This is a genomic window from Actinomadura montaniterrae, assembly GCF_008923365.1.
GTDB classification, from domain to species: Bacteria; Actinomycetota; Actinomycetes; order Streptosporangiales; family Streptosporangiaceae; genus Spirillospora; species Spirillospora montaniterrae.
In genome coordinates this window covers 1-13157 of sequence record NZ_WBMR01000245.1, presented here as the reverse complement: position 1 = coordinate 13157, position 13157 = coordinate 1, and the positions used below count along the sequence as shown (strand labels likewise).

Below are 13157 nucleotides of genomic sequence, written 5' to 3'. Positions count from 1 at the left end.
CGCCGGATGGGCGGTCGCGTGCGGGGCGGCGTGGAGGGGGCGGGAAGGGGTGCGGGGGGCGGGGCGGCGACGGCGCGCGCGGGACGCTACGGGGAGGGCGGCGCCGGAGCGCCCGGCCCGCCCGGAGCGCGCCCCGCGCGCCGGGGCACCGTCCGGTTCATCGTGTCCATCGTTAGCAGAAGTCATTATCAAGGCTAACGATAATCGCGCGACCGCTATTCCGGCAACCGCACGGCGTCACGGCACCGGAACCGGCACCGGAACCGGCCGCGGAACCGGCCGCGGAACCGGCCGCGCGAGGCCGGGCGGGTCAGGGGCGTCCGGGCGGGGTCAGGAGCGGCTGAGCTTGTCGATGATCGGGGCGGCGCGGCGCAGGATCTCGCGCTCGTCGTCGGTCAGCTCGCCGAGCCGGGTGGACAGCCACGCCTCCTTGCGGCGCCGCTCGGCGCGCAGCAGCGACGAGCCGTCCTCGGTGGCGTTCAGCACCACCTGGCGCCCGTCGGTCGGGTGCGGGTTGCGCACCACCAGCCCGCGGTCCTCCAGGTAGGCGATGACGCGCGTCATCGACGGCGGCTGCACCTTCTCGTGGTCGGCCAGCTCGCGGGGCGTCATGGAGCCGTGCCGCTCGATGGCGGCGAGCGCCGCGAACTGGGTGAGCGACAGCGGGTTCGGCCCGCCGTCGGGCGCCGGCGGCCGCAGGTGCCGGAGCCGGCGCGACAGCCGCGCGATCGAGATGCGCAGCTCCTCGGCCAGCCCCGGGGGCGAGGCGGTCCGGCCGCCGGTCGGTGGCGTTGTCATCGTCATCGTTCTCCCGTGCTGGTGACCCATGCTGCCACGCCCGCTCCTTGACACGTTCAGCTAACCCTATTAGCTTTTTGGCTATTAAGTAGTCGAAGAAAGGATCGGGATGCCGCGCGCGGGCCTCACGCCGGACGCGGTGGTGGACGCCGCCATCGCCGTCGTGGACGCCGGCGGACCCGGCGCTCTCACGCTCGCCGCGGTCGCCGGAAGGGCCGGGGTCGCGACCCCCTCCCTCTACAAGCATGTCCGCAACCTGGCCGAGTTGCGACAACTGGTGACCGCGAGAATCCTCGACGAGCTGGCCGACCGCCTCGGGACCGCCGCCATGGGACGCTCCCGGGACGACGCCGTGGCGGCGGTGATGCGCGCCTACCGCGGCTACGTTGTGGAGCACCCTAGCCGCTACGCGTCGATGGAGCAGTCCGCCGAGGACGCGCGTTTCAGCGAGGCGGCGGCCGAACGGCTCCTCGGCGTCATCTTCGCCGCCCTGCGCGGCTACGGCCTGGACGGCCCCGACCTCGTCCACGCGACCCGGTGCCTGCGCTCCGCCGTGCACGGCTTCGCCATCCTGGAGGCGGCGGGCGGCTTCGGCCTCCCGGAGGACCTGGAGGCCAGCTACGAGCGGCTCATCACCCTCTTCACCTCGGGTTTCTCCCGGCCCAGGGTGTGACGTCCCTCTCCCCGACCCGCCGCGTAACCTGATCACATGACCCCTCCGCGCCGCCCGGACCCGCCGCCCATGCGGACCAACGACGTCCGCGTGGCCCTCGCGGGCACCGCGGCGTGGGCGGTCGCGCTCGTCGTCCTGCTGGTCGCCGGGACGCCGTCCGGGGACCGCTGGTGGCTGTGGGTGTGCGTCACCGGCGTCGTGACCGGCCTGTTCGGCGTCTGGTACATCCCGCGGCTCCAGGCGGGCCGCGAGCGGCTGGAGGCGTCCCGCGCCGCGCGCCGCGAGGCCGCCGTCGAGGACGCGGCGCAGCCCGCCGAGGGCGGTGCCGCCGGGCCCGGGCCCGGGGCCACGCGCCAGGACGCCGCCGCGAAGCCGCGAGAGACGTCGGAGACGTCCGAGGCGGACGTCTAGGGCTCCAGGTCGTCCTCGGCCAGCAGCACGGGCAGGGCGTCCGGGTCGCGGAGGACGGCTTCGGCGAGGAGCCGGGCCGCCCAGTCCCCGCAGGACCAGGCGAGCGCGCGCGCGAGACCGCCGGTCCCGCTCGCGTGGACTTCGCCGTCCCTCGTCCACCACGGGACCTCCTGGCCGTCCACGATGAGCCGCTCGTGCGCGAGGTAGGTCCCCGGGGCGTCCGGCAGGACGGCCCGCACGGCGTCCGGCACGGGACGCTTCTCCCCCGCCGTCTCCACCGCCCCGGGCACCTCGTCGCCGGCCAGGGGCAGGTCGAGGAGTTCGGCGAGCCGTGCGTCGCGTCCCTGCGCGGCGATGACGAGGGGCTGCCCGGCCAGCAGCGGCAGGACGTCGGGGCCGTCCAGGACGAGGGCGTCGGTGGCGTCGACCACCTCGACGACGCCGTCCACCACGGCGCGCACGTTCTCGGGCGGTTCCACCGTGACGTCGGCGTCGGCGATGGCCGTCCATAGGCCGCCGAGCTGGACGCGGCTGACGGTGCGTCCCGGATCGCCCATCCGGTCGAGCAGCTCTTGGGCGCCACCGGGCTCGTCCAGCAGATCCGCCAGCGTTGTACGGACGCCCAAGGCCAGCAACAGTTGCTCGTCGAATCCCGTAGGCGCGAGGTCGTAGAGACCTGCGAGCGCGTCGTCGCCCTCTAGGCGGAACTCGCCCGGCCTACGGCCGTCCAGGATGGGACGGCGGCTCAGCCACCACGCCGTGTAGGACGGGACCACGGCGCGGTGTCCCGTGTAGAGGGCGACATGGGCGGGCTCCACGATCGCGGCGCGCCATGGCGGCGCGGCCAGCAGCCGCAATGCAGTCGCCCAGTCGTCGACCAATTCCAGGTCGCGGACGGCCTGGAACTCCGGCACGTGCGGCGGCAGTTCCTGCGGGCCGATGCGTTCGAGGACGTCGTCGGCCCAGCGGTCCTCGTCATCGAGTTCGAGCGTTTCTGCTTCGTCGAGGAGGCCGGACAGGTTCACGTCCTCGGCGTGGGCGAGGGCGAAGCCGTCCAGCACGCCCGCGGCGGTGAGGGTCTCGGCGCCCCAGCGCTCCAGCGTCTCCGGCGCGACGACGCCGAACGGCGCGTCCTCGGCCATCACGGTCCGCAGCGGGCTGTCCGGCAGGAGCAGCTCGCCGGCGGGATAGAGATCGCCGTCGTCGCCGGGGAGCGCCAGCTCCGCCAGCCACGGCTCGTCACCGGGGTCGATCCGGGCCGCCGCGACCAGGCCCAGCACGGCCTCGGCGACGGCGCCGGGGTCGTCGGCGTCGAAGGAGTCCTCCACCGCTGCCCGCACCGCCGGGTCGGCGAGCACGGCCCGCGGGCCCGCCTCCACCGCGCCCAGCCGCAGCAGCAGCGGGTGGACGGCGCTGGGATGCACGAACCGCAGCCCGAGCGCGTCCAGGCCGGCCGGGTCGACGCCGTCCGCGACCAGCAGGCCGCGCGGACCGCGCACCAGCCGTCCCGTCTCGCCCGCCAAGGGGACCGGGAGCGCCCCCAGAGCGTCTCTGGAGGCCTCGGCGAGCGCCTCGTAGACCCGGTGCCACCAGTCCGGTCCGCGGTCCACAGCGGCCAGCTCGTCCACGACATCGGCCAGCTCGACGCGACGGACGCCCAGCGCGGCCAGCGACGGGCTCCGCGCGGGCCAGCCGGGTGGCAGGAGCCCGCCGACGACGCCCTCGTCACCGGCGCGGCCCGCCAGGAGGTCCAGGAAGAGGGCGGGGGCGTCCAGTGCCACCGCGTCCAGGCCGCGCATACGGCGGCCTTCAGGGTCATCTGGGACGGGCAGCAGAGCCGCCTCGGGCAGGAGTTCGCGGATGGCCCGCCGCAGCTGCGCGTCCAGTTCTCCCGCACCGACGGGCCCGGGGACGAGGTCAAGTAGCCGCGGCTCGGCCGGACGCGCCTTCAGCAGGTCCACGTACGCCTCGGCGGCCCGTTCCACCAGGAAGTCGGTCAAGGGCCCAGGGGCGACATGCCGCCTGTCAGGGGCGAGCGGGAACGACGCTATGAGCAGCGCCGGCAGGTCGAGCCGCTCGTCGCTGGGCGTGGGCGCGTGTACGACGGCGGGCGTGCCGTCCGGTAGGCCGTCCTCAGGCAGCGCCCACCGCACCTGCCAGGACGCGCGTGCCCGCTCCTCCACGGGCCTGTCCTCAAGCAGTTCTCCCGGCGTCGCCCCATGCGCCTCGACGGTCCGCCACGACTGCCCGTCGACGACGACCAGCCCGGCTTGGCGCCGCTCCGCGGAGAGCACCCGCACGTCGCCGTCGATGTCGATCTCGACGGTCTCCAGCGCGGGCAGCGCCAGCATCAGCGCCGCGTCCACCTGCTCCAGCTGCCGCCGCACCGAATCGACCGCGCCGGCCCGCAGCGGCAGCCGCACGACCGTGTCGAACCCGTCCGGGATCTCCGGCGGCGCCTCCGCCTCGAACGGCAGTCGCAGCAGCGGGACCCGGCCCTCCCGCCGTGCCAGCTCGTCGGCGACCCCGGCGAGGCCGCCTGCCAGCGCCCGGGCCCGCTCCTCCGACCAGGTCACCCCGCCCGGCCGGGACGCGATGACCGGCTCGGACGTCACCGCCACGACCGCCGCGAACCCGACGCCGAAACGCCCCACCGCACCCACGTCGTCGCGCTTCGCGGACGCCCGCAGCGTCGAGAGCGCCTCCACACCGGCGGCGTCCAGCGGCGCGCCCGTGTTCGCCGCCGCCAGCACCGCCCCGGCGGAGTCCAGCGCCAGCCGCAACCGGCCCGGGACGGCGGCGCGCAGCGCGGCGTCCGCCGCGTTCTGCGCCAGCTCGATGACGACGCGGTCCCGGTAGCCGCCGAGGGCGTGATCCTCCTCGGTGTTGGCGTCCTCGCGGAACCGCGCCGGGGACTCGTCCCAGGCGCGCAGCACACGCTCGCGCAAGTCGCGCGTGCCGAACGGATCCGGCGCCACCGCTGTCACCACCTCGCCGCGCGGGCCGCGGCTCGTCGCGGGGACGGGCCGCGCCCCCGATCCGGTCCCGTCGCGATCAGCTGTGCCCGAGCGCCTCGTCGTCCAGCGGCTCGGCGTCCTCGCCGGCGGACGGGACGACGTCGTAGCCCAGCTCGTCGATCACGGGCGGGTTGTGCTCGGACGCCGCCGGCAGGTTCACGGCCTCCGAGTGCGCGCCGCAGCCGTGGTCGGCGGACACGACCCGGCCGTCGTCCGGGGCGTACTCGTTGGCGCACACGCCGAACATCTGCCGCAGGTCGCCGGCGAGCGAGACGTAGAACCCGCAGGTGGAGCACTGCGCCGGCGCGGACGCGGCGATCGGCGCGCGGGGCCCCGCGACGCCGTCGTACCAGCGGGCGGCGGCCTCGTCGCGGCCCTCCCGGGACAGCACCCGGACGCGGCCGAGGCCGAGCTCCCACTGCGCCTCGCGCTCGACGGACTCGTCGACCTGCGCGTAGCCGGGGGCGAGCCGGACGTCGTCGGGCGCGGTCGGCAGCAGGTCGCCGGGGCCGAGGTCGCCGGGGCGCAGCCGCTCCAGCCACGGCACCCACTGCGGCGCGAGCAGCGCGTCGTCGCCGGGCAGCAGCACGCACTCGCTCACCGTGACGATCTTGGCGCGGGCGGCGCGGGTGACCGTGACGGCCCACCGCCAGCCGGTGTAGGCCGGGTCCAGCGCTTCGAAATAGTGCGTGACCACCCGGTCGCCCTCGGCGCGCAGGCCGAGATGCTCCCCGACGGGCGCGGGCCGGGCGGTCTCCTCGGCCGCCGTCCGCGCGAGGTCCACCGCCTCGGCGCAGGCGGGATCGACGGCGGGCGGCCGGGTCCGGCGGGCGGGCCCGGAGGTGGTGCGCGCGGCGGCGGTACGCGCGGGGCTGGACTGACGCGTTGGGCTCACATCTCGATTCTCGCGCATCCCGGGGCATGACCGGACACGCGGGCGGTGCCCGGCGCGAGGTGATCCGGCCCGCCGAAAGGGAACGTACTCTCAATCAGGCGGCCGGACGCGCGGCCAGGCGGGCCGCGGACGGCCGGGAACGGCACGACCCCGCGAGGAGAGATCAGGGCGCGATGGGACTGCGACGCTCCGTGCGCGCCGGTGTGGGCGGCATGGGCAGGACGCTGCGCGGCATGCGCTCGGCGGCGTGCGGCGCCGGCCGGCTCACCCGGCGCGTCACGCACGCGCGCGGCGCCGGGCGCAGCGGCCTCGGCGACCTCATCGAGGCGTCCGCGCTGAACTCCGCGGGCGACGCGATGGTCACGGTCGCGCTCGCCGGGACGCTGTTCTTCGGCCTCGACGTCAACCAGGCGCGCGGCCAGGTCGCCCTCTACCTGCTCGTCACGATGGCGCCGTTCGCGCTGGTCGCACCGCTGATCGGCCCCGCGCTCGACCGGATGCGGCACGTCCGCCGGTACGCGGTGGCCGCCACGTTCGCGGTCCGCGGGCTGCTGTGCTGGGGCATGGCGGGCGCCGTCGCGCACAACGACCCGATCACCTTCCTGCCCGCCGCGTTCGGCGTGCTGGTCACCTCGAAGGCGTTCGGGGTGCTGCGCGCCGCGGTGACCCCGCAGCTGCTGCCGGAGGAGATCACGCTGGTCACGGCGAACGCCCGGGCCTCGTTCGCCGGGCTGGTCGCCTCGTCGGTGGCCGCCCCGGCGGGCGCCGGCCTCGCCGTGCTGATCGGCCCCGGCTGGGTGCTGCGCATCGGCACGGCGGTGTTCCTGCTCGGCATCGTGTTCGCGATGCGGCTGCCCCGGCGCGTGGACCTCCCCGACGCCGGCGAGGCGCCGCCGCCCGCCGAGGCGGCGGACGCCGGGCCCGCGAAGCCCGCCCGGCACTGGCGGACGCTGCCGCGCGTCGGCCCGGTCGTCGCGGAGGCGATGCAGGCGAACGCGGTACTGCGCGCCCTGTCCGGGTTCCTCGTGCTCTACCTGGCGTTCCTGCTCCGCGAGGAGCGGTTCGACCCGGTGTCGCACAACCTCGCGCTCGGCCTGCTCGCGGCGTTCGCGGGCGCCGGCGGCCTGATCGGCACCGCGCTCGGCGCCTGGATGAAGGCGCGGGCGCCGCGGCTGATCGTCACCGCGACGCTCGGCGCGGTCACCGCGGTGACCGCCGTCAGCGCGCTGTTCTTCGGCCTGTGGGCCGCGCTCGCGGTGGCGCTCGCGGCCGGTCTCGGCCAGGTGCTCGGCAAGCTGTCGATGGACGCGGTCGTCCAGCGGGAGATCGGCGAGGAGGTCCGCTCGTCGACGTTCGCGGTGACCGAGACGCTGCACCAGCTCGCCTGGGTGGTCGGCGGGCTGCTCGGCCTCGGCATGTCGATCGTCGCGGACGGCCGGGTCGCGCTGGCGATCGTCGCGGCGGCGCTCGCGCTGTCGCTCGGCCTGCTGCTGACCCGCCGCGCGGGCGCGCACCGCCGCGTCCGCCCGGAGCCGGGCGCCCCGATCGAGGACGCCCACACCCGGATGCGCGCCCCCGGCTGACCCGCCCGGCTGACCCGCCCGGCTGACCCGCCCGGCCGACCTGCGACGACCTGCGCCGACCCGTAGCGGCCCCGTGCCCGGCTAGGGGTTGATGTCGTCGGCCACCGCGCGCAGCACGGTCGCGATCTTCTTCGCCTCGGCCGGCGCCGGGTGCTTGCCGCGCCGGTAGGTGTTGGAGATCCCGTCCAGCAGCTTGATCAGGTCCTCGGTGATGACGACCATCTCGTCCGGCTTCTTGCGCCGCTGCTTGGCGATGGTCCGCTCGACCGACGGCAGGCTCTCCAGCACGCGCACCTGCAGCGCCTGCTGGCCGCGCCGGCCCTCGACCACGCCGAACTCGATGCGCTGGCCTGGCTTCAGCGTCGTCACGCCGCCCGGCAGCGCCGAGGAGTGCACGAAGACCTCACCGCCGTCGTCGCGGGTGAGGAAGCCGAACCCCTTGTCGGAGTCGTACCACTTGACCTTGCCAGTCGGCACGGGATACCTCGTTCGGTAATCGTCCTGAATCGACCCCAAGATTAGTGCCTCACCGGGTACCGGTGAACACGCCGGGACCCCCGCGAAGCCCCCTGGGGCAACGGGATGAAGCTATCCCGGACACCGCCCTCGCGGCACCCCGATATCCGCCCCTTTCAGGCGGCCGCGAACCCCTCCAGCCACCCGGGGAAGGCGTTCAGGTCGGGCAGGACGACGTCGGCGCCGTAGGCGGTCAGGGCGGCGGAGTCGAACGCGCCGGTCGCGACCGCGACGGCCACCGCGGACGCGGCGCGCGCTGCGTCCACGTCACCGGTGTGGTCCCCGATGTAGGCGCGCGCGCCGTGCTCGCGCAGGGCGGCGCCCTTGTCCGCGCCGAAAAGCCCGCCGACGACGGTGTCCACGTCCAGGCCGAGGAAGCGGACGGTGCGCTCGGTGTCGCGCTGGTTCTTCCCCGACACCACGACCACCCGGCCGCCCACCGCGCGGACGGCCTCCAGCGCGGCGGCGGCGCCCGGCATGGCCGCGGTCACCGGGAGCGCGACGTCCGGGTAGAGCGCCCGGTACAGCTCCGCCATCGCGGGGATCCGCTCGGGCGGGAACCAGTACGCCAGCTCGACCTCCAGCGGCGGACCGAGCCGCCGGACGACGGTGTCGATGTCGATGGGGACGCCGGTCTCCGCCGCGATCGCCGCGTACACCGCGCCGATCGCGGCGCGGGTGTCCGCGAGCGTGAGGTCGAGGTCGAAGCCGACGGAGAATCCGGCACCATCCGGACGGGGAATCTTCGGCGAATCAAGGTCCAGCACGCCACACAGGGTAAAGGTCCGGTATGGAGCGAATGCCAGCGCCGGGGCGCGCGCGGGACGGACCGGGCCGCAGGGGCCCGGACGCAAGTACCCGCGCTCTCCCGGTAGTGGCGATGCGACGGGATCCGAGTAGGAGAGCGCGGGAACTCTTGGCGCGGGGGCCTTGCGTGCCCGGCCCGGTCTGGTCTGCCGGGTCCCGGGCGGCCGCCCGTGCCGTCGTGATACCCGCGCCCCCTGGCGAAAACCGCGTGACCAGGAAAAACGTAGGGCTCGAACGAGCCACCCGAACCCCAAGGACGAGCAGCCGCAGGCCGGCCCGGCGAAGGAGGGCCCAATGGCAGACGACACGGACCGCACGAGCGCCGCGCAGGAACCGGTGCGGCCGGACCCCGGCCGGACCGAACCCGCCGGGACGGACACGACCGGCCGGCACGCCATGACCGGCACCCGCATCGACCCCGGTGACCACCGGTCCCGGCGGCCGCTCGCCGCCTCCGCGGCGGCCGCCCGCAAGCGCACCGTCGACCTGATCGCCGCGGTGATCTCGGTCGTGACGACGATCGTCGTGCTGATCCTCGCGGTGCACATCCTGTTCGTGGTGTTCGAGGCGAACACCGGCAACGACATCGTGCACTGGTTCGGCGCGCGCGCGGACGAGCTGGCCTGGCAGTTCAAGGACGTGTTCCAGCCCGACAACGCCAAGGTCGACGTCGCCGTCAACTACGGGCTCGCCGCGCTCGTCTACCTCGTCGTCGGACGGATCATCGTGAGCGTCGTCCGCCGCGCCGCCTGACCCGGGCCCGCCGCCCGGCGACCGGACCAACCGACCGGAACAACAAGGAGACCGGCGCGGAGGGCTACCGGCCGGGGAAGCGGACGACGTCGAAGGGCCACGCCGTGGTGACCCATTCGCGGACGAAGTCCTCCAGGTCCTTCTCCAGCGCGGTGTCCTCCTCGTCGGCCCGGACCCAGAACACCACGACGGCGTCGGCGCCGGGCTCGCCGGACGGGGCGACGTGGATGCGGCCGAGCTGGCGCTCCCCGTCCGGCGTGTTCACCACGTAGCTGAAGGAGCGGCGCAGCTGCCCCTCCTTCTGCAGCCACGCGACGTCGATCAGCGCCTGCTCGAAGGTGAACTCGCGGTCCGGCCAGCCCCACTCCGGGCCGAACCGGCCGGCGAGCCGGTCCAGGCTGCCGATCACCGCGCCGTAGTCCTTGACGACGTCGTGCACGGTGATCGGGCGGATCTGGAACCGGGGTCCGGCGACCAGCGTGGGCACCACGAAGTCCTCGGGGAGGAAGGCCCCGTCGGCCGCCTTCCGCGGAGACATGAACATCGTCGACCCTTCCGGCGACGCCCCTTCCGGCACAGGGGCGCGGGGCATCGAACTCTAGTCGCCCCCGGGACGGGGCGAGACGCGTCACGAATTCGGGCGCGCCGGGCCGCGGCAGCGGCCCGCAGGTCGAAGATGCCTTACTGTTCTTCCGGAGGAATTCATCACCATGACGACATCTACGCGCGAGCGGATCGTGGCCGAGTCGCTGCGCCTGTTCGCCGATCGGGGCTACGCGGCGACCTCGGTGGCCGAGATCGAGGCGGCGGCCGGGCTGTCGCCCGGCGCGGGGGGCCTGTACCGGCACTTCCGGTCGAAGGAGGAGGTGCTCGCCTCCGCGATCCGGGAGCACATCGAGCGGACCCGGCAGCAGATCAGCACCGTGCTGGACCAGGCGGAGGTGTTCGCCGACCGCCCGCTCGAGGTGCGGCTGCGGATGACCTGCCAGGCGGGCCTGGCGAAGATGCGCGAGGAGCAGGACCTGATCCGGGTGCTGTTCCGCGACCTCGACCAGTTCCCGAACCTGGTCGCCGAGATGCGCGAGGGCATCGTCAACCCGCTGTACGACGGGATCGCGACGTGGCTGTCGCAGCAGCCGGAGTACGCGGGCGCCGACGAGGACTGGGCGGCGGTCGCCTCGATCCTGGGCGGCGCCGTCGTCAACTACTGGCTGGCGAACGAGTCGATGTACGAGCCGCCGACGCGGATCGACGAGAAGCGGTTCGTGGAGAGCTGGGCCCGGCTCGGGCTCGGCCTCGTGAACCTGGAGCGCACGCCGGCGTCCTGACCCGCCGTCACCGCCGGGTCCCGTATCGTGCCGGACGGCGTGTCCGGCACGCGTTCCTCCACGTGCCGCGGCACCGCACCGGCCGCGCCGCTCCGCCCATACGCTGGGAGGGTCCCGCACCCGCGGCGTCCGACGTGCGGAAACGCCCCGCCTCCGGGGCGCGGCGAGCCGGGACGCCCGCGACACTAAGGTGGCGAACGGCATGGAATCGTATGCGGACTGGTTGCGCGCGCGAGCCGATGACGAGCTCCGCGCGCTGCTGTCCGCGCGTCCGGAGCTGCTCGCGCCCGTCCCCGCCGACCTGACCGCGCTCGCCGCGCGCGCCGCGACGCCCGCCGCGGTCTCCCGCGCCCTCGACCGCCTCGACCGGTTCACGCTCGCGGTGCTGGAGGCGGTGCTCGTGCTTCCGCCGCCCGTCCGCCCGGACGCGCCGGCCGCCGCGTTCGACGCCGCCCCGGACCGGGTGGGGGACGCCGTCGACCGGCTGCTGCGGTTCGGGCTCGTCTGGAACGGAAGCGACGGCGCGCTGAACGCGGCGCCGGGCGTCCGGCAGGGCCTGCCGCATCCGGCGGGCCTCGGCCCGCCGGTCCAGGAGGTGTTCGCCGGGTACCCCGTCGAGCGGCTCACCGCGCTGGTCACCGACCTGCAGGGCGAGGCGCCGCGCGGGTTCGCCGACGCGGCGCGGCTGCTGCGCCGGCTCGCCGAGCTGCTCGCCGACCCGGCGCCGCTGGTCGAGGCCGCCGGTCCGGAGGCGCGGTCCGCGCTGGACGCGCTCGCCTGGGGACCGCCGGTGGGACGGGTCGCCGACGCGCGCCGTCCCGTCCGGGTCGACACCGCCGCGACCCCGATCGAGCGGCTCCTCGCACGCGGGCTCCTCGCCGCCGAGGACGACCGGACGGTCACGCTGCCCCGCGAGGTCGCGCTCCACCTGCGCGGCGGCCGCCTGTTCCAGGACCTTCCGGCGGAGCCGCCGCCGCTCGGGCAGGAGCCGTCCGGCACTCCCCGCGGCGAGGACATGGTGGTCCGCGCCGCCGCCGGCGAGGCGTTCAACGCGGTCCGGCTGATCGAGGAGCTGCTGGAGCGGTGGGGGCTGGAGCCGCCGCCGGTGCTGCGCAGCGGCGGCCTCGCCGTCCGCGACCTGCGCAACGCCGCGACGCTGCTGGACGTCCCGGAGTGGAAGGCGGCGCTGCTGGTCGAGGTCGCGTACGCGGCGGGCCTGCTGACCCGCAGCGGCGACCTCGACGGCGAGTGGCTGCCGACCCCCGCCTACGACCTGTGGCTGATGCGCGACACCGCGGGCCGCTGGACGGAGCTGGCGCGCGGCTGGCTGAAGTCGGACCGGGCCGCCGGGCTCGCCGGGGAGCGCGACGACCGGGACCGGCTGATCAACGCGCTGAGCGAGGCGATGGTGCGCAGCAGCGCCCCCGCCACCCGCCGCACGGCCCTGGAGATCCTCGCCGGCGCCGAGCGCGGCACGCCCGTGGACGCCGACGCGCTGCGGGCCCGGCTGGCGTGGCTGCGGCCGCGACGCGGCGGCCCGTTCCGCGACCGCCTCGTCGGCTGGACGCTGCGGGAGGCCGCGGCACTCGGCCTCACCGGGTTCGGCGAGCTCGCGCCGTTCGCCCGCGACCTGCTCGCCGGCGACGACCCCGAGCCCGGCCTGGAGAAGTACCTGCCCGAGCCGGTCGACCGGATCCTCATCCAGGCGGACCTGACCGCCGTCGCGCCGGGCCCGCTGGTCACCGAGCTGAGCCGGGAGCTCGCGCTCGCCGCCGACGTCGAGTCGACCGGCGGCGCGACCGTGTACCGGTTCACCGCCGAGTCGATCCGCCGCGCCCTGGACGCCGGGCGCACCGCCGACGACGTCGCCGGACTGCTGGCCCGGCACTCGGCGACGCCGCTGCCGCAGCCGCTCACCTACCTCATCGACGACGTCGCGCGCCGGCACGGGCACCTGCGGGTCGGGTCCCTGTCCTCCTACGTGCGGACGGACTCCGCCGGCACGCTCGACGAGATCCTCGCCGACCGGCGCTCGGCGGCGCTGCGCCTCCACCGGCTCGCGCCGACCGTGCTGGCGTCCAGCCTGCACCGCGGCGAGCTGCTCGACGGGCTGCGCGCGATGGGCCTCGCGCCGGTCGCCGAGTCGCCGGGCGGCGGCGTGATCGTGACGCGGCCGGACGCGCAGCGCGCCGAGCCGCCGCCGACCGCCGAGATCGTCCGGCTCCGCCCGGACGACACCGCGGACGCCTCGATGATCTCCGCGGCGGTGCGCGCGCTGCGGGCCGGCGACGAGGCGTCCCGGCACGGCGCCGAGCAGGCGCGGCTGCGCGCGGACGCGCCGTCCGGCGAGCCGCCCCGGTCCCCGGCGATGGCGAC

The 13157-nt window shown here is 75.5% G+C and carries 12 protein-coding genes; 6 read left to right on the top strand and 6 right to left on the bottom strand.

The annotated features are described in order from the left end of the window. Window positions 1-330 precede the first annotated feature (330 nt). Entirely contained in the window at window positions 331-798 is a 468-nt protein-coding gene (locus tag F9B16_RS43255) for a MarR family winged helix-turn-helix transcriptional regulator (RefSeq protein ID WP_151546070.1), read from the bottom strand. A gap of 109 nt (window positions 799-907) precedes the next feature. Between F9B16_RS43255 and F9B16_RS43250 the strand changes: the two genes are divergently transcribed. Then, window positions 908-1471 (top strand): TetR-like C-terminal domain-containing protein, encoded by a 564-nt coding sequence (locus F9B16_RS43250; protein WP_151546069.1) that lies wholly within the window; start codon window positions 908-910, stop codon window positions 1469-1471. Between the two features lie 36 nt (window positions 1472-1507). After that, entirely contained in the window at window positions 1508-1882 is a 375-nt protein-coding gene (locus F9B16_RS43245) for a DUF2530 domain-containing protein (protein ID WP_151546068.1), read from the top strand. On the opposite strand, the gene F9B16_RS43240 is transcribed toward F9B16_RS43245, so the two are convergent. Both F9B16_RS43240 and F9B16_RS43235 read right to left on the bottom strand, forming a co-directional pair. Next, a complete protein-coding gene (locus F9B16_RS43240; protein ID WP_404800571.1) occupies window positions 1879-4869 on the bottom strand; it encodes a sacsin N-terminal ATP-binding-like domain-containing protein in 2991 nt (996 codons plus the stop codon). The genes F9B16_RS43245 and F9B16_RS43240 overlap by 4 nt on opposite strands. A gap of 67 nt (window positions 4870-4936) precedes the next feature. Beyond that, window positions 4937-5683, bottom strand: a complete 747-nt coding sequence (locus F9B16_RS43235) for a DUF3027 domain-containing protein (RefSeq protein ID WP_225992462.1) — start codon at window positions 5681-5683, stop codon at window positions 4937-4939. A 284-nt stretch (window positions 5684-5967) separates the two neighbouring features. On the opposite strand from F9B16_RS43235, the gene F9B16_RS43230 reads away from it, so the two are divergent. Then, entirely contained in the window at window positions 5968-7377 is a 1410-nt protein-coding gene (locus F9B16_RS43230; protein WP_225992461.1) for an MFS transporter, read from the top strand. Between the two features lie 81 nt (window positions 7378-7458). On the opposite strand, the gene F9B16_RS53945 is transcribed toward F9B16_RS43230, so the two are convergent. Further along, complete coding sequence (locus tag F9B16_RS53945; RefSeq protein WP_151546065.1) at window positions 7459-7854, bottom strand: cold-shock protein; 396 nt, start codon at window positions 7852-7854, stop codon at window positions 7459-7461. A gap of 155 nt (window positions 7855-8009) precedes the next feature. Continuing rightward, entirely contained in the window at window positions 8010-8660 is a 651-nt protein-coding gene (locus F9B16_RS53185) for an HAD family hydrolase (protein WP_225992460.1), read from the bottom strand. A 334-nt stretch (window positions 8661-8994) separates the two neighbouring features. On the opposite strand from F9B16_RS53185, the gene F9B16_RS53180 reads away from it, so the two are divergent. Further along, window positions 8995-9453, top strand: a complete 459-nt coding sequence (locus F9B16_RS53180; protein WP_225992459.1) for a hypothetical protein — start codon at window positions 8995-8997, stop codon at window positions 9451-9453. Window positions 9454-9517: 64 nt separating this feature from the next. Here the strand turns inward: F9B16_RS53180 and F9B16_RS43210 are convergent, their stop codons facing one another. Then, entirely contained in the window at window positions 9518-9997 is a 480-nt protein-coding gene (locus F9B16_RS43210; RefSeq protein WP_225992458.1) for a GNAT family N-acetyltransferase, read from the bottom strand. 166 nt (window positions 9998-10163) lie between these two features. Here F9B16_RS43210 and F9B16_RS43205 point away from each other — a divergent pair, with 166 nt between their 5' ends. Beyond that, the gene (locus F9B16_RS43205; RefSeq protein WP_192809273.1) at window positions 10164-10781 is read left to right on the top strand and encodes a TetR/AcrR family transcriptional regulator; all 618 of its coding nucleotides are present in this window, start codon (window positions 10164-10166) and stop codon (window positions 10779-10781) included. A gap of 202 nt (window positions 10782-10983) precedes the next feature. Then, on the top strand, window positions 10984-13157 hold a 2174-nt coding region (locus F9B16_RS43200; RefSeq protein ID WP_151546064.1), incomplete at its 3' end, for a helicase-associated domain-containing protein.

Bases quoted from the DNA above. Each gene is read 5' to 3' on its own strand.
- F9B16_RS43210 (WP_225992458.1), bottom strand. From the start codon at position 9,997: ATGTTCATGTCTCCGCGGAAGGCGGCCGACGGGGCCTTCCTCCCCGAG.
- F9B16_RS53180 (WP_225992459.1), top strand. From the start codon at position 8,995: ATGGCAGACGACACGGACCGCACGAGCGCCGCGCAGGAACCGGTGCGG.
- F9B16_RS43250 (WP_151546069.1), top strand. From the start codon at position 908: ATGCCGCGCGCGGGCCTCACGCCGGACGCGGTGGTGGACGCCGCCATC.
- F9B16_RS43230 (WP_225992461.1), top strand. From the start codon at position 5,968: ATGGGACTGCGACGCTCCGTGCGCGCCGGTGTGGGCGGCATGGGCAGG.
- F9B16_RS43255 (WP_151546070.1), bottom strand. From the start codon at position 798: ATGACAACGCCACCGACCGGCGGCCGGACCGCCTCGCCCCCGGGGCTG.
- F9B16_RS43245 (WP_151546068.1), top strand. From the start codon at position 1,508: ATGACCCCTCCGCGCCGCCCGGACCCGCCGCCCATGCGGACCAACGAC.
- F9B16_RS43205 (WP_192809273.1), top strand. From the start codon at position 10,164: ATGACGACATCTACGCGCGAGCGGATCGTGGCCGAGTCGCTGCGCCTG.